The sequence below is a fragment of the Phaeocystidibacter luteus genome, from assembly GCF_008933115.1.
Taxonomy (GTDB): Bacteria; Bacteroidota; Bacteroidia; order Flavobacteriales; family Schleiferiaceae; genus Phaeocystidibacter; species Phaeocystidibacter luteus.
In genome coordinates this window covers 30552-52406 of sequence record NZ_WBVO01000015.1, presented here as the reverse complement: position 1 = coordinate 52406, position 21855 = coordinate 30552, and the positions used below count along the sequence as shown (strand labels likewise).

The 21855-nt window shown below is 47.0% G+C and carries 22 protein-coding genes; 10 read left to right on the top strand and 12 right to left on the bottom strand.

The window, feature by feature from the left end; genetic code table 11:
- The first annotated feature begins 12 nt into the window (after nucleotides 1–12).
- Both F8C67_RS13795 and dprA read left to right on the top strand, forming a co-directional pair.
- Nucleotides 13–768, top strand: coding sequence for an SDR family NAD(P)-dependent oxidoreductase (locus tag F8C67_RS13795; protein WP_151668450.1), 756 nt, complete (start codon nucleotides 13–15; stop codon nucleotides 766–768).
- Nucleotides 769–837: 69 nt separating this feature from the next.
- Nucleotides 838–1935, top strand: coding sequence for a DNA-processing protein DprA (gene dprA, locus F8C67_RS13790; protein WP_151668449.1), 1098 nt, complete (start codon nucleotides 838–840; stop codon nucleotides 1933–1935).
- Here dprA and F8C67_RS13785 read toward each other — a convergent pair.
- From F8C67_RS13785 to F8C67_RS13750, 8 genes are all read right to left on the bottom strand, one after another.
- Nucleotides 1932–2600 (bottom strand): outer membrane beta-barrel protein, encoded by a 669-nt coding sequence (locus F8C67_RS13785; protein ID WP_151668448.1) that lies wholly within the window; start codon nucleotides 2598–2600, stop codon nucleotides 1932–1934. The genes dprA and F8C67_RS13785 overlap by 4 nt on opposite strands.
- 21 nt (nucleotides 2601–2621) lie before the next feature.
- Nucleotides 2622–2918, bottom strand: coding sequence for a hypothetical protein (locus tag F8C67_RS13780; protein WP_151668447.1), 297 nt, complete (start codon nucleotides 2916–2918; stop codon nucleotides 2622–2624).
- Nucleotides 2919–2936: 18 nt separating this feature from the next.
- Entirely contained in the window at nucleotides 2937–3917 is a 981-nt protein-coding gene (locus F8C67_RS13775; RefSeq protein WP_151668446.1) for a deoxyhypusine synthase family protein, read from the bottom strand.
- A gap of 38 nt (nucleotides 3918–3955) precedes the next feature.
- Nucleotides 3956–5347 carry a type III PLP-dependent enzyme domain-containing protein gene (locus tag F8C67_RS13770; protein WP_151668445.1) on the bottom strand — a complete coding sequence of 464 codons (1392 nt, stop codon included), beginning with the start codon at nucleotides 5345–5347 and terminating at the stop codon, nucleotides 3956–3958.
- Nucleotides 5348–5678: 331 nt separating this feature from the next.
- Nucleotides 5679–6425 carry a succinate dehydrogenase/fumarate reductase iron-sulfur subunit gene (locus F8C67_RS13765; protein WP_151668444.1) on the bottom strand — a complete coding sequence of 249 codons (747 nt, stop codon included), beginning with the start codon at nucleotides 6423–6425 and terminating at the stop codon, nucleotides 5679–5681.
- A gap of 25 nt (nucleotides 6426–6450) precedes the next feature.
- On the bottom strand, nucleotides 6451–8451 hold the full coding sequence (locus F8C67_RS13760; protein ID WP_407675840.1) for a fumarate reductase/succinate dehydrogenase flavoprotein subunit: 2001 nt from the start codon (nucleotides 8449–8451) through the stop codon (nucleotides 6451–6453).
- A 15-nt stretch (nucleotides 8452–8466) separates the two neighbouring features.
- Nucleotides 8467–9150 (bottom strand): succinate dehydrogenase cytochrome b subunit, encoded by a 684-nt coding sequence (locus F8C67_RS13755; protein ID WP_151668442.1) that lies wholly within the window; start codon nucleotides 9148–9150, stop codon nucleotides 8467–8469.
- Between the two features lie 111 nt (nucleotides 9151–9261).
- Nucleotides 9262–9660: a response regulator gene (locus F8C67_RS13750; protein WP_151668441.1), complete on the bottom strand. Its 399-nt coding sequence runs from the start codon at nucleotides 9658–9660 to the stop codon at nucleotides 9262–9264.
- Nucleotides 9661–10331: 671 nt separating this feature from the next.
- Between F8C67_RS13750 and F8C67_RS13745 the strand changes: the two genes are divergently transcribed.
- From F8C67_RS13745 to F8C67_RS13720, 6 genes are read left to right on the top strand one after another with little or no spacing between them, the layout of a single operon-like run.
- Nucleotides 10332–11621 carry an aminopeptidase P family protein gene (locus F8C67_RS13745; protein WP_151668440.1) on the top strand — a complete coding sequence of 430 codons (1290 nt, stop codon included), beginning with the start codon at nucleotides 10332–10334 and terminating at the stop codon, nucleotides 11619–11621.
- A gap of 2 nt (nucleotides 11622–11623) precedes the next feature.
- Nucleotides 11624–12430, top strand: coding sequence for an alpha/beta fold hydrolase (locus tag F8C67_RS13740; protein WP_151668439.1), 807 nt, complete (start codon nucleotides 11624–11626; stop codon nucleotides 12428–12430).
- Nucleotides 12427–13215: an SDR family oxidoreductase gene (locus tag F8C67_RS13735; protein ID WP_151668438.1), complete on the top strand. Its 789-nt coding sequence runs from the start codon at nucleotides 12427–12429 to the stop codon at nucleotides 13213–13215. The genes F8C67_RS13740 and F8C67_RS13735 overlap by 4 nt, the downstream gene beginning before the upstream one ends.
- A gap of 46 nt (nucleotides 13216–13261) precedes the next feature.
- Nucleotides 13262–13732: a hypothetical protein gene (locus tag F8C67_RS13730; RefSeq protein ID WP_151668437.1), complete on the top strand. Its 471-nt coding sequence runs from the start codon at nucleotides 13262–13264 to the stop codon at nucleotides 13730–13732.
- Nucleotides 13733–13785: 53 nt separating this feature from the next.
- Nucleotides 13786–15225, top strand: a complete 1440-nt coding sequence (locus F8C67_RS13725) for an aldehyde dehydrogenase (RefSeq protein ID WP_151668436.1) — start codon at nucleotides 13786–13788, stop codon at nucleotides 15223–15225.
- A gap of 46 nt (nucleotides 15226–15271) precedes the next feature.
- Complete coding sequence (locus tag F8C67_RS13720; protein ID WP_151668435.1) at nucleotides 15272–16168, top strand: cupin-like domain-containing protein; 897 nt, start codon at nucleotides 15272–15274, stop codon at nucleotides 16166–16168.
- A 166-nt stretch (nucleotides 16169–16334) separates the two neighbouring features.
- Here the strand turns inward: F8C67_RS13720 and F8C67_RS13715 are convergent, their stop codons facing one another.
- The 4 genes from F8C67_RS13715 to F8C67_RS13700 form a co-directional block, all read right to left on the bottom strand.
- Nucleotides 16335–16925, bottom strand: a complete 591-nt coding sequence (locus F8C67_RS13715; RefSeq protein WP_151668434.1) for an outer membrane beta-barrel protein — start codon at nucleotides 16923–16925, stop codon at nucleotides 16335–16337.
- A gap of 62 nt (nucleotides 16926–16987) precedes the next feature.
- Nucleotides 16988–17881 (bottom strand): lysophospholipid acyltransferase family protein, encoded by an 894-nt coding sequence (locus tag F8C67_RS13710; RefSeq protein WP_151668433.1) that lies wholly within the window; start codon nucleotides 17879–17881, stop codon nucleotides 16988–16990.
- The gene (locus F8C67_RS13705; RefSeq protein WP_151668432.1) at nucleotides 17878–18216 is read right to left on the bottom strand and encodes an Hpt domain-containing protein; all 339 of its coding nucleotides are present in this window, start codon (nucleotides 18214–18216) and stop codon (nucleotides 17878–17880) included. Before F8C67_RS13705 ends, F8C67_RS13710 begins: the two co-directional genes overlap by 4 nt.
- A 4-nt stretch (nucleotides 18217–18220) precedes the next feature.
- Nucleotides 18221–19429, bottom strand: coding sequence for a GAF domain-containing sensor histidine kinase (locus F8C67_RS13700; RefSeq protein WP_151668431.1), 1209 nt, complete (start codon nucleotides 19427–19429; stop codon nucleotides 18221–18223).
- A gap of 165 nt (nucleotides 19430–19594) precedes the next feature.
- Between F8C67_RS13700 and F8C67_RS13695 the strand changes: the two genes are divergently transcribed.
- Nucleotides 19595–20731 (top strand): DUF4856 domain-containing protein, encoded by a 1137-nt coding sequence (locus F8C67_RS13695; protein WP_151668430.1) that lies wholly within the window; start codon nucleotides 19595–19597, stop codon nucleotides 20729–20731.
- Nucleotides 20732–20779: 48 nt separating this feature from the next.
- The gene (locus tag F8C67_RS13690; protein ID WP_151668429.1) at nucleotides 20780–21850 is read left to right on the top strand and encodes an imelysin family protein; all 1071 of its coding nucleotides are present in this window, start codon (nucleotides 20780–20782) and stop codon (nucleotides 21848–21850) included.
- Nucleotides 21851–21855: the final 5 nt, after the last annotated feature.

Sequence of the window (21855 nt, the reverse complement as noted above, 5' to 3'; positions counted from 1 at the left end):
GTACGAAGAATCATGGCAGACATCGCATTTGTTACGGGAGCTACATCGGGAATTGGGAGGGCCAGCGCAATTCGCTTGGCCAAAGAAGGTTACGATATCCTTGCAGTTGGCCGCCGAGAAGAGCGACTCCAAGATCTGAAAGTATCTATCGAAGCTATCGGCGTTAGATGTCACGTCGCCACGCTCGACGTTCGAGAACAAGGCGATGTTGACCAATTCATCAAAAGCCTACCGGCTGAATGGCAGAGCATCTATGTGCTTGTCAACAACGCCGGCCTGGCTGCAGGTAAAGGTCCGGTTCAAGAAGGACTCCTTGACCATTGGGAACGAATGATTGACACCAATCTGAAAGGACTACTCTACGTTTCAAAGGCCGTGATTCCAGGAATGATGGAGCGACACAGAGGTCATATCATCAACATTGGATCTATCGCTGGAAAAGAGGTCTACCCAGGTGGAAACGTGTACAATGCCACGAAGCATGGCGTTGATGCACTCACAAGAGGAATGCGCATCGATTTAATTGAACACAACATTCGCGTCTCACAAATCGCACCGGGGATGGTTGAAACCGAATTTAGCGTTGTACGCTTTGATGGCGACCAAGCGAAAGCCGACGAAGTATATCAAGGGTTCGAACCTCTCTTGGCGGAAGACATTGCCGATGCCGTGGCCTATCAAGTTACTCGCCCGGCTCACGTGAACATTGCCGATATGCTCATCTTGCCTACTGCCCAAGCTTCCGCTACGGTGGTTTCAAAAAAATGAAAATAGCCATTTGAGAATCGGCACTGCTCCAACCTCCTTAGCTACCTTCATCCTACCAAACCAATATTCATGGATGAAGATGAAAACCTATACCGATTGGGGTTGTGCTTTGTGGACCTCATCGGGCCAATTATCGCACGTACACTTGTCAACTATTGTGGTTCTGCAACTGCCATTTTCGAGGAAAAGGCCCACCTGCTTTCCAAAATCCCTGGGGTAGGCGAAGAACGCGCAAAAGCGTTCCAGAAATCATCCGTCTTGATAAGAGCACAAAAAGAAATGGAGTTCTGTTTTGAGAACGACATTCGCATTCTCTTCTTCACCGAAGAGGTATATCCACGTAGACTTCTGCACTGTTCGGACGCGCCAGTGCTGCTCTTCTCAAAAGGAAAAATCGATCTCAACCCGAATCATGCCGTCGCTGTGGTTGGTACACGTTCTCAATCCAATTATGGAAAGGTGATTACAGAAAAACTGGTTGATGAATGGGCTGTGTTTAAGCCGCAAATCATATCTGGTTTAGCACTGGGAATCGACACCACTGCTCATAGAGCGGCACTTAAAAATGAATTGGAAACGGTGGCAGTGCTTGGCCATAGCTTGGATTTGGCCTACCCGTTTCAGAATAAAAACCTCTTCACAGAAATCGCGGAATCAGGTGCATTGATTAGCGAATTTCCATCTGGCACAAAACCAGACGCGCCAAACTTTCCTCGCAGGAATAGAATCGTAGCGGGAATGACTGACGCCACTGTTGTGGTAGAGGCGGCCCAAAAAGGCGGAGCCCTTATCACAGGACAACTTGCCTCGAGCTATCAGCGGGACGTGTTTGCTGTTCCGGGCAGGGTAAATGATGCGAAGAGTGCGGGCTGTTTGAATCTGATAAAGAACAATGAAGCCATTGTGCTTACCACGCCTCAAGATGTTCCTGAAGTGCTGGGTTGGCAAACGGAAGGATCAGAGCCTGTACGGCAAATGCAGCTGCCTGTGGATCTATCAACGGAAGAAGCGGGCATCATTAGCGCATTGAGAAGCGGATCTATGCAGGTTGACGAGCTTGGCTCAACGTTAGGACGTCCCATTTCGCAGCTCTTTGCGCTGCTTACGCAACTGGAGCTGAAAGGTATCGTCAGAAGTAGACCAGGGAAAAAGTACGAGTTGGCTTAGAGAAGGAGGGAAACGCCGATATTGACCATGTGATAATTCAAATTGCTGGGCAAGAGCTTCGGTTGGCCATTGAGTGTAGGTAGCAATTCGTAACCCGCAAAGAGCGCAATTTTTCCGTAGCCTATCCGGGTGTATGCTTGCACCCTCCAAGGGGTTGTTGTGAAAATGCGGTATCTGCGGATGGCAAAATCATCATCTCTATGATAGGCTGATCCGGACAGACGATAACCCACTTTTGCCCCAACGACCACTCTAAAGAACTTTCCCTTTTTATTTGTTTTACCTCGATAACGAAGTTCCAAAGGAAGATCTATAAAGCTGATGTTCTGCTTGTTGGCGTTGTACGAACTATCAACAGGAAGCACATCCGGATTTCCGCCAATGGCCGGATCATTATCCACATAATGCAAGTTGTTGTGCAAATTGTAGATGCTGAATCCCAAGCCATAGCCAAAGCCAGTGGAGTGGCTAAACGGCACCTCTCCAAGAAAAGCAAAAGAGTGGCAGTTGCTGTACCACTCTTGTTGCAAGTTGTCTACTGTTTGTGAAGGAATGAGAAAGCCATACGTGAAATCATAGGAGAATTCCTCAGCAGCACCATTGGTGTATTGAGCTGATAATGTCAATCCCACAGTGCAAAGAAGTACGGCTAGAATGTTTCTCATACCTACAAAGGTGAGGAAATTTTAGTCCTCTTCCGACTCTTCAGGAACATCAGATCCCTCTGAATTTCCTTCCGAATCATCGTCCATATCCTCAATGAAATCTTCGACCTTCTGTTTGAGCTCGCGAGAAATCTTAAAGAGGTATTTCGTGTCGTCTGTCTCTAGAGGAATTGCTCTCACTGTTTCACCTGCAGCGTTTTTGTAGGTGATGATATCATCTTCGTAATCCTCGTATCCATTTGGATAGATATCGGTTAAGACCTCCATCAACTCTGGGTTGATATTCTTGTAGTCTACAATGATTCTCTTCTTGTCCATCAGTTCAATTTCAGCGAATTACCACTCTAATAACCAAGCAAAAATCAACGGTGCTACAATGGTAGCATCCGACTCAACGATAAACTTAGGGGTATCGATATCCAATTTGCCCCACGTAATTTTTTCGTTCGGCACGGCTCCAGAATACGATCCGTAGCTCGTGGTAGAATCACTGATTTGGCAGAAGTAGCTCCAGAATGGAATGTCTTCCATTTCCAAATCTTGATAAAGCATAGGTACCACACAAATTGGGAAATCACCGGCGATACCTCCACCAATCTGGAAGAAGCCAACACCTTGTCCACCGGAGTTATCGGCATACCAACCAGCTAACCAAGTCATGTACTCGATTCCGCTTTTTACGGTAGATGGCTGTAACTCTCCCTTGATGCAATAACTCGCAAAAATGTTACCCATGGTTGAGTCTTCCCAACCTGGAACAACGATAGGAATGTTCTTTTCGGCTGCGGCAAGCATCCACGAATTCTTTGGATCGATTTCGTAGTACTGTTCAAGATCGCCACCCATCAACATTTGATACATGTACTCGTGCGGGAAATAACGCTCCCCTACCGCTTCAGCATCTTTCCATCGCTTTTCGATGTGTTGTTGTAACCGACGGAATGCCTCCTCTTCAGGAATACACGTATCCGTTACTCGGTTCAGTCCTCGGTCGAGCAAATCGCGCTCTTCCTGAGGTGTTAGATCACGGTAATGCGGCACACGCTCGTAATGGGTATGTGCGACAAGGTTCATCAAATCTTCCTCGAGGTTGGCACCTGTGCATGAAATGATCGCAATCTTATCCTGACGAATCATTTCTGCAAGTGAACGTCCAAGTTCGGCCGTGCTCATCGCACCTGCGAGGGTCACCATCATCTTCCCACCTTTCTCAAGGTGTTCTTCATAGCCTTTGGCTGCATCCATTAGCGCAGCGGCATTGAAGTGCTTGTAATGATGATCAATAAACTGGGAAATGGGTCCGCGGTTCTTGCTCATAATCGGTCTCTATGTTGTTAATCAAATTAGATAATTTCTTAGTAACCCAAGATTTTCATCATGGATTTGTAGCTCTGCTCTTTGGCAAATAGCTTGGTTCGAACCTCGCCATCCTCGTCGCGATCAACAACCACGTGCTTTGGCGCAGGTAGCAAACAGTGCTGGATTCCTCCGTATCCTCCTACCGACTCCTGGTAGGCACCGGTATTGAAGAATCCTACGAACAACGGCTCTTCTTTAGTCAACCTTGGAAGGAAGATCGCATTGCTGTGCTGTTCGCTGTTGTAGTAATCGTCGCTATCGCAAGTCAAACCACCCAAGAGCACTCTTTCATACGGGTCGCTCCAACGGTTAATGGCGAGCATCACAAACTTCTTGTTGATTGACCAAGAGTCTGGCAAAGTAGTCATGAAAGAAGAGTCAATCATGTACCACTTTTCACGGTCGTTTTGCTGCTTAGCTCCAATGATATTGTAAAAGGCAGCTCCGCTTTCGCCAACCGTGTACGATCCAAACTCAGTAAAGATGTGTGGCTCTTGAATTCCGGCTTGCTCGCAAGTACGCTTCACCTGGGCGATAATCTCCTCGGCCATATAGGCATAATCGTAATCGAAGTTGAGCGAGTTCTTAATTGGGAAGCCTCCACCGATGTTCAACGAGTCAAGAGTTGGACAAATCTTCTTGAGTGAGATGTACACATTCACACACTTGAGAAGTTCGTTCCAGTAATACGCCGTGTCGTTAATACCCGTATTGATGAAGAAGTGAAGCATCTTAAGCTCCACCTTATCATTGTTCGCAATGTGGTTCTCGTAGAAAGGCACAATGTCCTTATACCCGATTCCCAATCGAGAGGTGTAGAACTCGAATTTTGGCTCTTCTTCAGAGGCAATTCGAACACCAATACTTGTCTTTTCATTCAGACGATCGCTGAGCTCGGTTACCTCACGTTTGTTATCCATTACCGGAATTACGTTTGTCCAACCATTGTTGATCAAGCGTGCAATATTATCTAGGTACTGATCGCGCTTGTACCCGTTGCAAACCACGTAATTCTTCTTTGTGAGCTTGCCCTGCTCGGCGAGTTCTTCAATAATATTGATATCGAAAGCACTTGAGGTTTCGATATGGATATCGTTCTTCAGCGCTTCATCGAGGATGAAACTGAAGTGCGAACTCTTGGTACAATAGCAATAGTTGTATTCCGCTTTGTAATCTACCTTGGCCATAGCCACATTAAACATGCGCTTAGCCTTCTGAATGTTCTCAGAGATCTTTGGTAGATACGTCACTTTGAGCGGTGTGCCGTACTGTTTAATCACGTCCATCAAGTTGATGTCGTGCCACATTAGCTGATCTTCTTCTACGTAGAACTCCTCTTGGGGCCAGTAGAAAGTTTGCTCGATTAGGTCGGAATACTTGTTCTTCATATCTCAAAAAATGGCCGGCAAATATAAATCCAAGCTGATTACATGCAACTGTTTTCACGAATGTAAGTGAGATAAATTTGATTATTTATCCAGAAAAGCACTTTTTCTCACCGTTATGCATCCGTTAAGTTTGCACAATCCAGCCCCTAGCATTTGATAATCAAGGATTTATACTCTAAACATTCCAAGTAACCTACATCCATGCTCGAAATGAAATCTAAGTGAGTTAGATTGGAAGAATTGTCCTGAGCGTTCTAAAACCGCTTCGTGTGGGCACAAAAAAAGGCCGCACTTGCGTGCAGCCTTTCTTATATCAGGGGGCTTGAGACGATTACTTCGTCAAGCTCGCTTTCAGATACTCGCGGTTCATGCGGGCGATGTTCTCTAGGGAAATTCCCTTAGGACATTCAACCTCGCACGCACCGGTGTTGGTGCAGTTACCAAATCCTTCCAAATCCATTTGGTTTACCATCTTAAGCACGCGATCAGCTGCTTCTGGCTCACCTTGAGGAAGTAGTGAGAATTGTGAAACCTTGGCAGATACGAAGAGCATCGCCGAAGAGTTCTTACACGTTGCAACGCAGGCACCGCAACCAATGCAAGTTGCCGCATCAAACGCTGCATCCGCATTTTCCTTCTCAATAGGAATTGCGTTGGCATCTTGTGTATTACCCGAAGTGTTTACAGATACGTAACCACCGGCTTGAATGACACGGTCGAATGCAGAACGGTCTACCATCAAGTCTTTCACCACAGGGAAAGCTTTTGCTCTCCATGGCTCAATGTAAATGGTATCTCCGTCATTGAATTCGCGCATGTGCAACTGACACGTGGTAACTCCGCGACCTGGGCCGTGAGCTTCACCATTGATGTACATGGAGCACATACCACAAATACCTTCACGGCAATCGTGGTCAAAGGCAATTGGATCGCCTCCGTCGTTTATAATCTGTTCGTTGAGGACGTCCATCATTTCGAGGAACGACATGTGTTCAGACACATCATTCACCTTGAACGTCTCCATGCGTCCTTTGTCATTAGGACCATCTTGTCGCCAAACTTTGAGCGTAAGATTCATATCTCTCTGATTTATGAAGTTCAGCTTACTTGTAGCTGCGCGTCTTCAGTTCAACATTTTCGAATTCAAGCTCTTCTTTATTGAGCTTAGGCTCGCTTGGATTTCCTGAGTATTCCCAAGCTGCTACGTAGCGGTAATCGTCGTCATTACGAACGGCCTCACCGTCTTCAGTTTGGTACTCTTCGCGGAAGTGACCACCACAAGATTCGTTGCGGTCGAGTGCGTCGATACACATCAATTCACCTAGCTCGATGAAGTCGGCTACTCTACCGGCCTTTTCAAGCTCTGGGTTCAAGCCATCCAATTTTCCAGGAACGCGAACTTCTTTCCAGAACTCCTCGCGAAGTGCGCGAATTTCAGCGATGGCTTCTTTCAAGCCTTTTTCGTTACGAGCCATTCCACACTTCTCCCACATGATACGTCCGAGACGCTTGTGGAAGTAATCTACAGAGCGCGAGCCGTTGTTGTCAACAAGCTTCTGTAGTCTATCCTTTACTTCTTTCTCAACAGCTTCGAACTCAGAACTGTTCACATCAATTGCGCCCGTTCTAATATCATCTGCTAAATATCCACCTACGGTGTAAGGGACTACGAAGTATCCGTCGGCCAAACCTTGCATGAGTGCAGAGGCGCCCAAACGGTTTGCACCGTGATCCGAGAAGTTAGCTTCACCTAGAGCGAAGAGACCCGGAACGTTGGTCATAAGGTTATAATCAACCCACAGGCCACCCATTGTGTAGTGAACTGCAGGATAAATCATCATTGGAGTTTCGTACGGGTTATCGGCTGTAATCTTCTCATACATTTGGAAGAGGTTACCGTACTTTTTCTCAACCACCTCTTTACCTAGCTTCTTCACTTTGGCATCAGAAGGGTTGTGGTCACCTTGGATGTTTGCTTCCTCGCGACCGTATCGCATGATGGCAGATGAGAAGTCGAGGTAAACCGCCTCACCCGTTTGGTTTACACCGAAGCCAGCATCGCAACGCTCCTTAGCTGCACGCGAAGCAACGTCACGCGGCACGAGGTTACCGAATGCCGGATAACGACGTTCGAGGTAGTAGTCTCTATCTTCTTCTTTAAGCTGCGTAGGCTTCAATTTACCTGCGCGAATCGCTTCCGCGTCTTCCTTCTTCTTCGGAACCCAGATACGTCCGTCGTTACGGAGTGACTCCGACATCAACGTGAGTTTCGACTGGTAGTCTCCTGAAACAGGAATACAGGTTGGGTGAATTTGAGTGAAGCAAGGGTTGGCCATGCTCGCACCTCTGCGGTGTGCCTTCCAAGCGGCGGTTACGTTAGAACCCATCGCGTTAGTAGAAAGGAAGAATACGTTGCCATATCCACCAGTGCAAAGAAGCACAGCGTGAGCACCGTGGCGCTCAATTTCACCTGTCGTTAGGTTACGAGCAATGATTCCGCGAGCTTTTCCGTCAACCTTAACAACGTCGAGCATTTCGTGACGGTTGTACATTTTCACGCGGCCTTTGGCGATCTGACGTGAAAGTGCTGAATAAGCACCGAGGAGTAGCTGCTGACCAGTCTGACCTTTCGCGTAGAAGGTGCGGCTTACCTGAACACCACCGAACGAGCGGTTGTCGAGTAGACCACCGTAATCACGTGCGAAAGGAACACCTTGGGCAACACATTGGTCGATAATATTTGCCGACACCTCAGCCAAGCGATAAACGTTGGCCTCCCGAGAGCGGTAGTCGCCCCCTTTGATGGTATCGTAGAAAAGACGGAACGTAGAGTCACCGTCGTTTTGGTAGTTCTTTGCTGCGTTGATACCTCCTTGAGCGGCAATGGAGTGTGCTCTACGAGGAGAATCTTGGAAGCAGAATGCTTTTACGTTGTAGCCCATCTCAGCTAGAGAAGCTGCGGCAGAGCTACCTGCGAGGCCAGTACCCACAACAATAACATCGATATTGCGCTTGTTGGCAGGGTTTACTAGGCGGATATCATTTTTGTGCTTTGTCCACTTTTCCGCTAGTGGGCCTTCAGGAATCTGACTATTCAAATCCATAGACATGCTATCTTGTTATCGTAGGTAAATGACAATTGGAATAAGTGCGAATAGAAGCGGAACGATTACCGCGAACGCTTTACCTACTCCTTTAATGATTGGATTATACTGAGGATGGCTCCAGCCCATTGTTTGGAATGCGCTTTGGAATCCATGCCACAGATGGAAGCCTAAGGCCGCCATCGAAATCACATAGATTAATGTGTACCACAATTGCTCGAATGCGGCAACTGTGATGGAGTGTAAGTCTTTGATCTCTTCTCCATCAATCATGTACGTAGGCACATTTCCGAAGTGCATTTCATACCAAAACGACTTCATGTGGATGATGATGAAAAGAAGCGTGATGATGCCGAGAAGCGCCATGTTACGCGAAGCCCAACCTGAGTTAGCAGCTGCGTTGTTCTTCACATATTTTGACGGGCGTGCAGCAGCGTTCTGGCGAGCCAATACGATTCCATCAATGGCGTGAAGCAAAATACTCGCATAGAGGAGGTAAGACACCACCTTGATCACCGGGAAGGTGGTCATGAATTTCGAGTACAAGTTGAAGCTATCTCTAACTTCTTCTCCTTCCCCAAATAGCTGTAAGTTACCAGCTAAGTGTACAATTAGGAAGGTAATGAGGAAAAGACCTGTCAACGCCATCCAGTACTTGCGGGCGAGTGACGATCCGAATAAACCTTTACCGGTTGCCATATAGTTCAATATTAGGGACTGATTTCAGGAGCAACAAAAATAGCCCAAAGCACAACGCCTGCCAACTCTGCTGCCTATTTGGAATGTATCTAAATCTAGGAGATGTCATCCTTATCTAACCTCTTGAGCTATTAAGTTCTCGATTGCAGACTTTTTGAGGGGTTTTACGAGATATCCTTTAACGATGCTAAACTCGTCTGCCCTCGCTCTATCTGACTCATTTACACTACTTGTAACAATGTAAACGGTGCAGTGTTTATGGACATCCTCGTATTTATCCAGAGCTTCCAAAAATTCGAAGCCCGACATCCCCGGCATGTTGAGGTCCAACAGTATCAGTTTTCGCTCACTGTTCTGGTTTTCTTTGAGGTGCGTTAATGCACTAGAGCCCGAAAAGAATTTGTGAATTTCTGAAAACTGTTCACCAGCTTTCACATCATCGAGAATACGTGACACCAAGAAGTGATAGATCTTGTCGTCGTCTATAACTAAGAGGTTAGGTTTAGTCATGATGTTAAAGGTAAGTGATTTAGAGTTAAAATGTTCACTGCCCTTGAGGTTATAGTTTCATGCATCCAATAGCTAGGCTTGGGCAGTAAGACGCTTCGCGTAATTCCGTCTGCCGACGGAAAGAACCTCCCTTTGGTCGGTTAAGACTTCACTCCGTTCAGTAAGACAACTATCCTTCCGTCCGCTGGCAATAAAAAGACCACTTAGTCGCATGTTAGTCCAGTGCAATTCCGCTTCCAAGAAGCGTTCTTAGGCAAAGTGCCTAATTGCAACGGAATCTTGCACAACGCACCTTACGCGAAGCGTCTTATTGCATCGCAATCTTGTGCAACGCACCTTAAGCGAAGCGTCTTATTGCATCGCAATCTTGCACAAAGCACCTTAAGCGAAGTGTCTTATGGCAAAGCAATCTTGCACAAAGCACCTTAAGCGAAGCGCCTTATTGCATCGCAATCTTGCACAACGCGCCTTACGCGAAGCGTCTTATTGCAAAGCAATCTTGCACAACGCGCCTTACGCGAAGCGTCTTATTGCAAAGCAATCTTGTGCAAAGCACCTTAAGCGAAGCGTCTTATTGCATCGCAATCTTGTGCAACGCACCTTAAGCGAAGCGCCTCATTGCATGGCAGTCTTCCCAAATCCATACCTTTAACCCCCCAAAACCCCAATACATGAGATATTTACCGCTCGACAGACAAATTTTCATCGACAATCGCGAACGCTTTCGTCAACTGCTTCCTTCCGGAGGGTTGGCCGTGTTCAACAGCAATGATATTTATCCGACGAGTGCCGATGGCACCATGCCATTCGTTCAGCATAAGGATATTTTCCACCTCAGCGGTGTAGATCAAGAGGAATCTATCCTCGTGATTTTCCCCGATGCGTATAAAGAAGAACACCGAGAAGTGCTCTTCCTCAAAGAGACCAACGAACACATCGCCGTTTGGGAAGGCGAAAAACTAACCGCCGAAAAAGCACTGGAAGTTTCAGGCATCTCTAGCGTTTTTTGGCTGCAAGATTTCGAGAGGGTATTCAATGAGATGATGTCGCAAGCCGAGGTCGTTTTCCTCAATACCAACGAGCATCTCAGAAACGCTTCTCCAGTTCAAACCCGCGAAGACCGCTTCATCGAGTGGTGCAAGCAGAAGTACCCGGCCCATAACTACGACCGTTCCGCGCCAATCATGCACCGTATACGTGCCGTAAAAAGCGACCTTGAAATCGCCGTAATGCAACAAGCGGCCGACATTACAACGAAAGGGTACCGACGTGTTCTAAAAGCCATCAAGCCCGGAATTACAGAGTACGAACTCGAAGCCGAATTCATGCACGAATTCTTGTCGAACCGATCAAGAGGTTTCGCCTACACGCCTATCATCGCTTCCGGTTACAACGCATGTGTTCTACACTACATCGAAAACAAAGATGTTTGTAACGATGGCGATACAATTCTCTTCGACGTAGGTGCCGAATATGCGAACTACGCATGCGACGTTACCCGTGTTTATCCAGTTTCCGGCAAGTTCACAGATCGCCAAAAGCAGATTTATAACGCCGTTCTCCGCGTTCAAAAGGCCTCCCTCGAAATGCTCGTTCCAGGAAATAACCTGAACGATTACCACGTAGAAGTCGGCAAGCTTATGACAAGCGAATTGCTCGATCTCGGACTTATCGATCAAACCGACGTGAAGAATGAAAATCCGAAGTGGCCAGCGTACAAGAAGTACTTCATGCACGGCACTTCACACTACATTGGGTTAGATACACACGACGTTGGATTGTGGACAGCCGACATGCAAGTAGGCAACGTGTTCACATGCGAACCTGGAATTTATATTCCTGAAGAAAACCTCGGCGTGCGCATTGAAGACGATGTTGTTATCACCGAAAACGGTCTCCTCAACCTTACCGCAGGCATCCCTAAGGAGGTTGAAGAAATCGAAGACTTTATGAACAGCTGAGCATGAGCTCAAAGTTCATTTCTCACCGCGGAACCCCGATTCACTATACAGATGCTGGTCGGGGTTCTGCCGTCATTCTCCTCCATGGCTTCCTCGAGAATTCGACCATGTGGAAGGACTATGCAGCAGAGCTGGCGAAGTCCTATCGTGTTATTTGCATCGACTTGCCCGGTCACGGTAAAAGTGACTGCTTCGGATATGTGCACAGCATGGATGAGATGGCTGCCGTTGTAAAAGCAATTGCAGATCATCATCACTTAAAGCGATACCACATTGTGGGCCACAGTATGGGTGGGTATGTCGCCCTTGCCTTTGGAGAAAAACATCCCGATGTCCCGAAAAGCATCACTCTCTTTCACTCTACCGCTCTGGCAGATTCAGACGAAAAAAAGGTGGATAGATCCCGTGCCATCAAGCTGGTGAAAGAGCAACCAGAAGCTTTTGTGAAGCATTCACTGCCCATGCTGTTTCGGTCTAAATCAAGAAAGATTTATCGAACCGAGATTAAGGGTATGATAGCGGAAGCCTTAAAAATGCCGGTTCAAGGAATTATTGCCGCCCTCGAAGGCATGAAGGAACGTCCCGATAGAGAAGTACTGCTGCACCTCTCGCCGATTCCTTTTCTCTTCATCACCGGAAAAAGGGATACGGTTCTCCCTTTCGAGAAAATTGAACCTCAACTTTCAGCTCCAATGGTTGTAGATCGATTGATTACAGAAAATGGACACATGGGATTCATTGAAGATCGCGACCTTTGCTTGGAGACATTGACTTACTTCATTAACGACATAGAAAAAGCACACGCATGAACCTCAATTTGTCTGGAAAAACTGCCCTCGTTGGTGGTAGTACGCAAGGAATCGGATTGGCCTCTGCCAAGGAATTGGCGAGCATGGGAGCAAGTGTTGTGCTTCTTGCCAGGAATGAAGAGAAGCTGAAAAAGGCCATCTCAGAGCTCTCCGTATCCGGAGATCAATCGCACAGCTATCTAGTGGCTGACTATAGCAAAACCGACGAGGTTAAGCGCGTGGTTAACGACTGGATTTCTGCCGGAAATACAGCTCATATTTTGGTGAACAACACGGGCGGCCCCCCTGCTGGGCCTGTACATCAAGCTAGCATTGAAGAGTTTATGAACGCGTTCAATGCGCACCTAGTGAACAATCACAATCTTGCACAAGCCGTAATTCCTGGAATGAAGGAAGCAGGCTTTGGCCGCATCATCAACATCATCAGTACTTCTGTAAAGATTCCATTGAAAGGACTCGGAGTTTCCAACACCATTCGCGGTGCAGTTGCCAATTGGAGCAAAACCTTGAGCAACGAAGTCGGTGCGTTCAACATTACGGTGAACAACGTGCTTCCAGGAGCTACGGAAACGGAGCGACTTACTGGGATCATTGAAAACAAAGCAAGTAAAGGCAACGTGGAAAAGTCAGACGTTGCGGCGAAGATGACCGCCGAAATTCCGATGGGAAGATTCGCGCAGCCGGAGGAAGTGGCGAATGCCGTAGCCTTCTTGGCAAGTCCCGCTGCCTCATACATCAACGGCATTAACGTACCGGTAGACGGCGGAAGAACAGGAAGCCTCTAATTTTGTAGGAAGTTGCTTATCTTAGAGAGACTCTAACTCGCTCTCTATGAAAACACTTTTACTCGCGGTTCTCTGCGCTGCCTTTTCACTTACATCTTCTGCCCAACTGCACCCCTTGAATGAAGTGGGTGCCGACTTGCTCGGTCACGCTATGGGGTTTGGCATTACGTATCGACGTACCCTCGACGTCACACACATGCACCATTGGCACGGCTTCATTTCCACTGGAGTCACCAACGGAATGTTGTCAAACTACGTAGGCTTCGGCTATCGACATGGCACGGATTGGTTTATAGAATTTGAAGGATTGGCGGGATACAACTCGCTGTATGGCATTCGCCGGAGAAAAGACGATCCGAATGAAATCCGGAGCGGCCTGTCGTACGGAGGACACGTAAACCTTGGCCGCATAACCATCGATAACTATTCGGCACGAGTCACCATTGGCTATCATCATTTCCAAGCAAACTACGGCCAGTTTATTCTAGGTATGCAGGTGGGAATGTTCTTCGACTGAGTAGCATTGCCTATTTTTGAAGTTCGCATAGAACAGATACCACAAGACATCCCATGGATATTCAGAACTTCATCAACGGACAATACGTAGATCCGGCTAGTGGCCAATGGCTAGACAATGTTGAACCGGCTACTGGCAAGGTGTATGGCAGAATCCCAGACAGCGACGAAAGAGACGTTGAGGAAGCCGTAATAGCTGCTAAGGCCGCCTTCCCAGCTTGGGCTGCGATGACGAACAAGCAGCGCTCCGATATATTGATGAAGGTTTCTCGTGGCATTGAAGCTAGACTCCCTGAGCTCGCAGCTGCAGAAAGCAGAGACAACGGAAAACCATTGAAGCTGGCCACCCGTGTAGATATTCCCAGAGCTCGGGATAATTTCGCCTTCTTCGCTACAGCCATCCTGCATGATTCCGCTGAAACACATGACATGGGTGAAAGCGGTTTCAATTACACCCTGAGAAAACCTCTCGGTGTCGCCGGATGTATCAGTCCTTGGAACCTCCCACTCTACCTTTTTACCTGGAAAATTGCCCCAGCTCTGGCAAGTGGAAACACTGTCGTAGCAAAACCAAGTGAGGTCACCCCAGTAACTGCCGCCCTATTGGGTGAAATATGCAACGAGGCTGGAATGCCTCCAGGGGTACTCAATATCATCCATGGCTTGGGCGGAAAGGTCGGCGCAGCAATGACGGTCCACCCCGACACCCCAGCTATTTCGTTTACTGGTGGTACGACTACCGGACAAACCATTGCCCGCACTGCGGCTCCTATGTTCAAGAAGCTATCACTTGAGCTAGGTGGAAAGAATCCGAACATCATTTTTGCCGATTGTGATTTCGAAGACATGCTCAACACAACTGTGGCGAGCAGCTTTGCAAACCAAGGACAAATATGCCTCTGCGGCTCTCGAATTTTTATTGAACGTCCCATTTATGAGAAGTTCAAGGAGGCATTTGTGGAGCGTGTAAAGAAGCTCACAGTTGGACCTCCAAACAAAGAGACAACCAAGGTGGGTGCACTCGTTTCTAAGCCTCACATCGAAAAGGTCCAGAGCTACATTGAATTGGCAAAGGAAGAAGGAGGAACCGTGCTCACAGGAGGCAACCGCGTTGTACTTGAAGGAGAATACTCAGAGGGATTCTACCTTGAACCAACCGTAATTGAAGGGTTGGAATATACCTGTAGAACGAACCAGGAAGAGATCTTTGGTCCGGTTGTAACACTCACCCCATTCGACACAGAAGAGGAAGTGCTCACTATGGCCAACAGTACGATGTATGGTTTGGCGGCAACGATCTGGACATCTGATTTAAAAAAGGCGCACCGAGTGGGAAGCTTGGTGGAAAGCGGAATCGTTTGGATAAACTGTTGGTTAGTTCGAGACCTTCGTACGCCATTCGGCGGAATGAAAAATTCTGGCGTGGGTAGAGAAGGTGGTTTTGAAGCACTGCATTTTTTCACAGAAACTAAGAACATCTGCGTTAAACTGTAGGGTAGTCCGTATTTTTGGAAGACCAATAAATTCCAATGAAACTGAAATGGATCAATTAGACATTCGTCCGATTCCCGTTGAAGACAACATTTCGCCTGAGGACTTTCAAGAGAAGTATTTAAAGCCTCAGAAGCCTGTGGTTTTGAGAAATTTTACGAAAGGATGGGCCGCTATGGAAAAGTGGACCTACTCTCATCTCAAAGAACTGGCAGGTCAACATAAAGTTAAGCTCTACGGAAAGTGGCTCGACAATGAGCCTACGCGTATCGAGATGCCTCCGGTAAAGGAGGTCCCATTCGCAGAGTACATCGAGATGCTCGAAAAAGATGAGGAAAGTGATTTGCGGATCTTCCTTTTCAATCTATTCAAGCTTTGTCCAGAATTACTAGAGGACTTCAGCTTTCCGAATTTTTCCGACAATTTCCTTGAAGACTTTCCATACATGTTCTTTGGAGCGGCGGGAAGTGATGTACGCCTTCATTACGACATCGATCTAAGCCACGTCTTCATCACGCAATTCGGAGGAACCAAGCGCATTACACTCTTCGAACAATCGGAATCGAAGTACTTGTACAAGTTGCCGTTCACCACGCACAGTGCGGTTGACATGAGCAATATCGATTACGAGAAGTACCCCGCCGTGAAATATGCGAAGGGGTATCAAACGGATTTAAAGCCTGGTGAAACGCTTTTCATGCCTAGCGGGATTTGGCATTACATTCAATATCTCGACGGCAGCTTTTCGCTCAGCCTTCGCGCCCTTGCAGATTCAAGTATCGACAAATTGAAAGGCGCGTATAACGTATTCGTAGTTAGAAAACTCGATGAGTATCTCAACAAATACTACGGAAACAAGTGGAGTGATTACAAGCTGAAGAAGGCCATGGAACGTGCAACGGAAATCTTGGAAGACAGGGAAGAGGCACGAATCAACAATTCATAAAAAAGCCACCTAAGATGTTCTCTTAAGTGGCTTCTACGGTTCGGTGTAGATTTATACGTTAACACAAAAAGTACCTACTTGCTGAACCGGAAAGAACGACTGATTTGTAAGAATCAGGCGACAAAAATCGCCTATTTAAATTCATTCGGAGTTAATTCACAGTTAATTAAAACTGGATTCCAACGGTCATTAGGAGTTCTCCTCTGTTGGTACTCAACGGAATACCGTTCCATTCTCCATCGTGGTCTTTGAATGAAGTGTTGTATCCGATGTCGAAAGTCAGCGGACCCAAGTCCAAACCAACTCCCAATTGATACCCGAGCTGAAAACGTCCGAACGTATCGGCATATTCATTATCTAACCAGAGGTTACCATTCAAACCAGCTTGAGCGCGAAGGAGTTTAAATACTCTAAACCCGGGTGCCAAGTTCAGGTTGATGGCGTTCTGAGTGAATTCCTGACTTACAGGCTGACCGTTCTCATCAACTCCATCCATTGTGAGTGAAGTTTGATTGTAGAGCGCGTCGAACTGTACGTAAAAATTATTGGTAATCTCGTCTCTAGCGGTGAGACCTAGGTGCCATCCGTTGTTGCTGCGATCGCCAGAGAAGACTTCGCCGCTAGTACTTACGGCATCTCCTAGGCTGAGGTCGGTCATGTTGTAGGTTAGTCCACCCTTAACTCCCCATTGGAAATCCTGCGCCTGCAATCCCATCCCGGCGATTGTCATGGCTAAGAGCATTACTATTCTTCTCATGGTATTGTCGATTTAGTTTCAACTCTACCATTCCAAGAAGGGTGCCAAAATTAAAAAGGGGCCTATTTCAAAGGCGTCATCGCCGTGTAATCTTCGGGCATTTTATGCTTCCAGCGGCGGTGCGACCACAACCAATATGGTGGGTCATTCTGAATCCACGCTTCGAGTTTCGCGGCATACTTGCGCATGATGTCTCCGAATTCAATTTCGGTCGGATTGAACTCCAACTCTTCGAAGTGCACGGTGTAATGCCCGCGTTTCACACGTTTTAACAACATGAGAACAACGGGGTAATCGTACTTCTTTGCATACACTTCCGCGCCGGGTGTAAACCCTGTTTCGCGATTCAAAAAGTTAATCCAGTATGATCGCTTTGGGTTGGAAGGATTCTGATCAGCTAACAAACCGAAGGCAACGGGGCGCTCGCGCTTCTCCGTCCAAGATTCCTTCGACTTCTCAGTCGGCACAAGCCACATACCGTCTTTACTTCTGTGCTTGGCCATATACTTCTCAATCCGACGGTTGGAAAGCGGTCGATATACGCCCGCCACTTCATGAGGAACGATATGTGGCAATCCACGCGTCATGAATTCCCAATTCCCGTAGTGACTTCCAATTATGATAATATTCTGGTGTTGTAGGTTATGCTTGCGAATGACATCTTCACCTTCAAGGCGGAACCTCTTTTTGATTTCCTCCGAAGAAACGTGCATCGCCTTTATGGACTCGATGAAAATTTCACTCAGGTAGCGGTAATACGTTTTGGTCATGGAGTTAATCCACAATTCGTCCTTCTCTGGAAAACACTTTCTGAAGTTCTCCTTGACGAGTTCCACGCGATACTTGATGACTCTAAAAAGGACGAAGTAGGCAAAATTGGCCAAGGCGTATACCCCTCTCCAAGGTAGAATGGCAATGATTGCATCGAAGATGCGGAAGAAGATATAGGCTATCATTCCAGCTCTTTAACCACTTGCGTTAGAACGAGCACAATCTCGTCGATATAGCCCGCAAGCTCTGGTGTGGTTCGATTTTCTTTACCCAAGGTTTCAACGGCGAGAATGCTTTCGCGAATGGAATCGATACCAAACATCTGGGCGTTTGGTTTTAAGCTGTGCGCATGCCTGCCCATTTCCTGCAAATTCCCTGATTCGTAGGCTTCTTTCATTCCTTGAACCATTCCTGGTGCCTCCTCACAAAACGCTTGAATGAGAATGGCCTCGAAATCCTTATCGCCCTCTGTAGTTAGGCGAAGCGTTTCAAGATTATGGTAAGTTCCTTCCGATTGCATCTATTTATGAGATTGGAAAATCAACACTAAAAGTACATCCGCCGTCTGCATTAATGTTGATATCCATCTTTGCATTGACCTTGTCTAACATATCCACTACAAACGAAAGTCCTATACCTGTTCCCTTCTCTCCTCGTGTTCCCGACTTCGATGTGAGTAGCTCACCATCAAGAATCTGAGATTTCCGTTCTTCGGTCATTCCCACACCATGGTCTGTCACCCTCAGTGTAAGAATCTTGTCTTCCGTTCGTTCTGCGGAAATTCGAATTTCGTTATTCTCGGAGAATTTAATGGCGTTACCGAGAAGATTTCTCAATGCCAACATGAATACGTTCTTGCTCATGTGCACATGAAGATCGCTTTCAACATCGGCAACGATAGTCAAGTTCTTAAGCTTGGCCTGTATGGAACTCAGTTCGGCAATGTCTTCTATCATCTCTGAGACGTTCACCTGGGTCGCGGCTTCATTTTCATCAACCGACATCACCTTTCCCCACTCCAAAATGTTGTTTAGGAAATCATCCGTTTGCTGAATCACTTCATCCACAGTGTCACCAAAGTCAATCATTTCCTCGGGCGTGAATGAACCTTCCGACATCATGTCTACAACAACTCGGATGGAACTTAACGGACCACGAATATCGTGCGCCATTACATTGATCAACTTCGACCTCAACGCGTTAATACGGGTGAGGCGGTGGTTCTGCTCTTCAAGCTCTCGCTGTGTTTTGCTGAGCTCTAATCGTTTCATGACTTGGGTAGACAGAATCCGGAGCGCTTCAGATTGAGCATCGGTAAGTCCACCTGGTTCAGAATCTATCACACAAAGTGCGCCCAGCTTGATTCCGTTAACTGTTTCGAGAGGCATTCCCGCATAAAACCGGATGTTCGGGTTATCTCGGACATACGGGTTATCGTGAAAACGCTCATCTTCCCAAGTGTCTTTCACCTGAAAAAGATCGTCCCCCAAAATGGTATGCGAACAAAAAGCAAGATCGCGAGGCGTGGTAGAAACGTCGAGGTTCTTTGCAGCCTGTAAATACTGCACCTCTTCCGTCACAAAGGTTACCATCGCCATCTTGGTTCCACAAATGCGCGACGCCAAGTCTACAATCTCCTCTAATGCCGATTTTTCCTCTTCACTTATCCGTTTAAACTCCTCCGCAGCTTGCGCGCGTGAGAAGTCATTCTGTGGTCTTGATGGTACAATCATGTGTGGTTCTCTTGCTAGACAAAGCTAAATATCAGCTATTTGTAGTCAGTGTCCTACAAGTTAATAATCACCTTTCAAAAAAGTTCACTTAGAAGCCTTGCAGGGTTCACATTCGCGCTTTAGTTTTGCCACTGTTTAGAATTGGTCTAAATTAAATTACAACTAATGCGCTACACGCTATCTATACTCGCTATTGCAGGTTTGGCTGCCTGCTCACCTGAAGAACCAAACGAGCCAGCACTCTCCGTACCAAGCACTTACGAGTTCACTCGTAACAACGAATCGACCGTAGCTTACGGCGGCCAAATCGATCGTCAGGCTATGATGGCCGAGCTCAGCACAACTATGAAAGGTGGTGTTGACAATGCTTTGGACTACGACATGTTGGTAGACATGTACGAGAACCAGAACAACCCATTCGCGGACGCCGATTTGAACACTTCTGGCAAGTCGCTTTCTTCTAAAACCTCTGCATCTCCAACGCACACATTCGATCAAGGGGCAACCATCAACTACTTCAAAGGATGGATGCAAGCAGCGGTTACTGCAAGTGAAAACCCTGCTACTGCGGCTGACGGTGTAGCTGGGGTAATCTCAAACTCAGACAACTCGAAAAGATACTTGGTTGATGAGCGCGGAGTTGAGTACGTGCAAGTCATCGAGAAAGGATTGATGGGTGCCATCTTCATGGATCAAATGGTAAACAACTACCTCACTCCGGCTAAATTGGATGTAGAAAACGACGCGACCAATGCCGACCCGTACACCTCTATGGAGCACCATTGGGACGAGGCCTATGGGTATTTTACACTTGTACAAGACTTGAACCTTGACCCATCCGTATCTCAAGAGAGAGGATATTGGGGTCGTTACATTGTGGGACTTGAAAACAACTTCGGTCTTGCGTCTGACATGTATTACGCCTTCCGCAAAGGTCGTGCTGCGATTGTTGCGAAAGACTACGACTCAAGAGACGAGGTTATCTCCACCATTACCGATGGCATGGAGCAAACAACCTACCTCAAGGCACTAGGTTACCTTAACAAAGGCGCAACTGCGCTGAACAGTGGTGAAGCTGCGGTGGCATTCCACGCACTTTCTGAAGGAGTGGGCTTCATCTATTCTCTTCGCTACATCGCAAGTGAAAAGGTTACCGCTGCTCAAAGCGATGCGTGGATCGAAACACTTATCCAAGGAAACGGATTCTGGTCGGGCGACATTCAAACTCGCATCGAAACTGTAAAAACGGCCATCGGAAACACCTTTAATCTTTCTGAGGCAATAGTTGACGGAAGTCATTAATTCAGAGAAATAACCGCAATACTTTTGGCGAGACTAAAGTTCACAGAAATGCGAATCATCAAGCTTAGCACACTTATTCTTCCTCTTCTTTTCATCTCATGTGGTGAAGATGGTCCATCTACACCTGGAGACAACTTCAACCGAAAAGAAGTAATTGAGAATATCACTGACAACCTCATTCTACCCTCGTATTCCGACCTGAATGTGGAACTCAATGAAATGCAGCAGGCGTTGGATACCTATGTCGCTTCGGCAACGCCATCCAACAAGGCCGCACTCGAATCTGCTTGGCTAGATGCATACCTTTCTTGGCAAGATGCAGCCCTGTGGAACTTTGGTCCCGCCGAAGATGCGGGTCTACTCACGGCGATGAATATCTATCCAACCGATACGAATCAAATTCTCGCCAACCTTCAAGGGTCTTACGACCTGAATGCGATTTCGCAGTTCGATGCCCAAGGTTTTCCAGGGCTTGAATACTTGCTGTTCAGCAACGCAATCGACTGGACTAATCCAGCCGTTTCAACCTACTTTCAGGATGTGCTTTCGCGCATGAAAGCAAAAACTGAAACCACTATTTCAGATTGGAACACGTATCGTTCGGATTTCGTGAATGCCCAGGGAACAGACAGAGGATCTGCATTCGGAATTCTCTTCAATCACACTTTCCTTCCTTATTTGGAGGTGCATAACCGCGAAGCCAAGTTTGGGATTCCGGGTGGACAAAGAACGGGCACTCCCGCTCCAGAAAAAGTAGAAGGACTCTATTCTCGAGTAAATAGCAAAGCTTTGGCATTGCGTGCATTTGAGGCATATCGTCGCGCTTGGACAGGCATGTCGCACGTCGACCATACGGCTGGAGCATCTGTATTGGACTACGTAACCTACATGGACCAACGCAATGGAACTCAGCTCTCTGGAAAGCTAGAAAGCGAATTGGATGACGTCCAACTTGCCATTGAGGGATTAGATAACGATTTTTACAGCATTGCTCAAACAAACCCTCAACAACTCAACGACGTCTGGGCTGCGTATCAAGTGATGGTTTTCACGATTAAGACGGAGATTTCTTCTTCTTTGAATGTTACGATCAGTTATGTGGATTCAGACGGCGATTAATCGCC

What these genes read in the sequence shown, in the direction of transcription:
- F8C67_RS13795 (WP_151668450.1), top strand. Translation starts at nt 13, where the DNA reads ATGGCAGACATCGCATTTGTTACGGGAGCTACATCGGGAATTGGGAGG.
- dprA (WP_151668449.1), top strand. Translation starts at nt 838, where the DNA reads ATGGATGAAGATGAAAACCTATACCGATTGGGGTTGTGCTTTGTGGAC.
- F8C67_RS13785 (WP_151668448.1), bottom strand. Translation starts at nt 2,600, where the DNA reads ATGAGAAACATTCTAGCCGTACTTCTTTGCACTGTGGGATTGACATTA.
- F8C67_RS13780 (WP_151668447.1), bottom strand. Translation starts at nt 2,918, where the DNA reads ATGGACAAGAAGAGAATCATTGTAGACTACAAGAATATCAACCCAGAG.
- F8C67_RS13775 (WP_151668446.1), bottom strand. Translation starts at nt 3,917, where the DNA reads ATGAGCAAGAACCGCGGACCCATTTCCCAGTTTATTGATCATCATTAC.
- F8C67_RS13770 (WP_151668445.1), bottom strand. Translation starts at nt 5,347, where the DNA reads ATGAAGAACAAGTATTCCGACCTAATCGAGCAAACTTTCTACTGGCCC.
- F8C67_RS13765 (WP_151668444.1), bottom strand. Translation starts at nt 6,425, where the DNA reads ATGAATCTTACGCTCAAAGTTTGGCGACAAGATGGTCCTAATGACAAA.
- F8C67_RS13760 (WP_407675840.1), bottom strand. Translation starts at nt 8,451, where the DNA reads ATGGATTTGAATAGTCAGATTCCTGAAGGCCCACTAGCGGAAAAGTGG.
- F8C67_RS13755 (WP_151668442.1), bottom strand. Translation starts at nt 9,150, where the DNA reads ATGGCAACCGGTAAAGGTTTATTCGGATCGTCACTCGCCCGCAAGTAC.
- F8C67_RS13750 (WP_151668441.1), bottom strand. Translation starts at nt 9,660, where the DNA reads ATGACTAAACCTAACCTCTTAGTTATAGACGACGACAAGATCTATCAC.
- F8C67_RS13745 (WP_151668440.1), top strand. Translation starts at nt 10,332, where the DNA reads ATGAGATATTTACCGCTCGACAGACAAATTTTCATCGACAATCGCGAA.
- F8C67_RS13740 (WP_151668439.1), top strand. Translation starts at nt 11,624, where the DNA reads ATGAGCTCAAAGTTCATTTCTCACCGCGGAACCCCGATTCACTATACA.
- F8C67_RS13735 (WP_151668438.1), top strand. Translation starts at nt 12,427, where the DNA reads ATGAACCTCAATTTGTCTGGAAAAACTGCCCTCGTTGGTGGTAGTACG.
- F8C67_RS13730 (WP_151668437.1), top strand. Translation starts at nt 13,262, where the DNA reads ATGAAAACACTTTTACTCGCGGTTCTCTGCGCTGCCTTTTCACTTACA.
- F8C67_RS13725 (WP_151668436.1), top strand. Translation starts at nt 13,786, where the DNA reads ATGGATATTCAGAACTTCATCAACGGACAATACGTAGATCCGGCTAGT.
- F8C67_RS13720 (WP_151668435.1), top strand. Translation starts at nt 15,272, where the DNA reads ATGGATCAATTAGACATTCGTCCGATTCCCGTTGAAGACAACATTTCG.
- F8C67_RS13715 (WP_151668434.1), bottom strand. Translation starts at nt 16,925, where the DNA reads ATGAGAAGAATAGTAATGCTCTTAGCCATGACAATCGCCGGGATGGGA.
- F8C67_RS13710 (WP_151668433.1), bottom strand. Translation starts at nt 17,881, where the DNA reads ATGATAGCCTATATCTTCTTCCGCATCTTCGATGCAATCATTGCCATT.
- F8C67_RS13705 (WP_151668432.1), bottom strand. Translation starts at nt 18,216, where the DNA reads ATGCAATCGGAAGGAACTTACCATAATCTTGAAACGCTTCGCCTAACT.
- F8C67_RS13700 (WP_151668431.1), bottom strand. Translation starts at nt 19,429, where the DNA reads ATGATTGTACCATCAAGACCACAGAATGACTTCTCACGCGCGCAAGCT.
- F8C67_RS13695 (WP_151668430.1), top strand. Translation starts at nt 19,595, where the DNA reads ATGCGCTACACGCTATCTATACTCGCTATTGCAGGTTTGGCTGCCTGC.
- F8C67_RS13690 (WP_151668429.1), top strand. Translation starts at nt 20,780, where the DNA reads ATGCGAATCATCAAGCTTAGCACACTTATTCTTCCTCTTCTTTTCATC.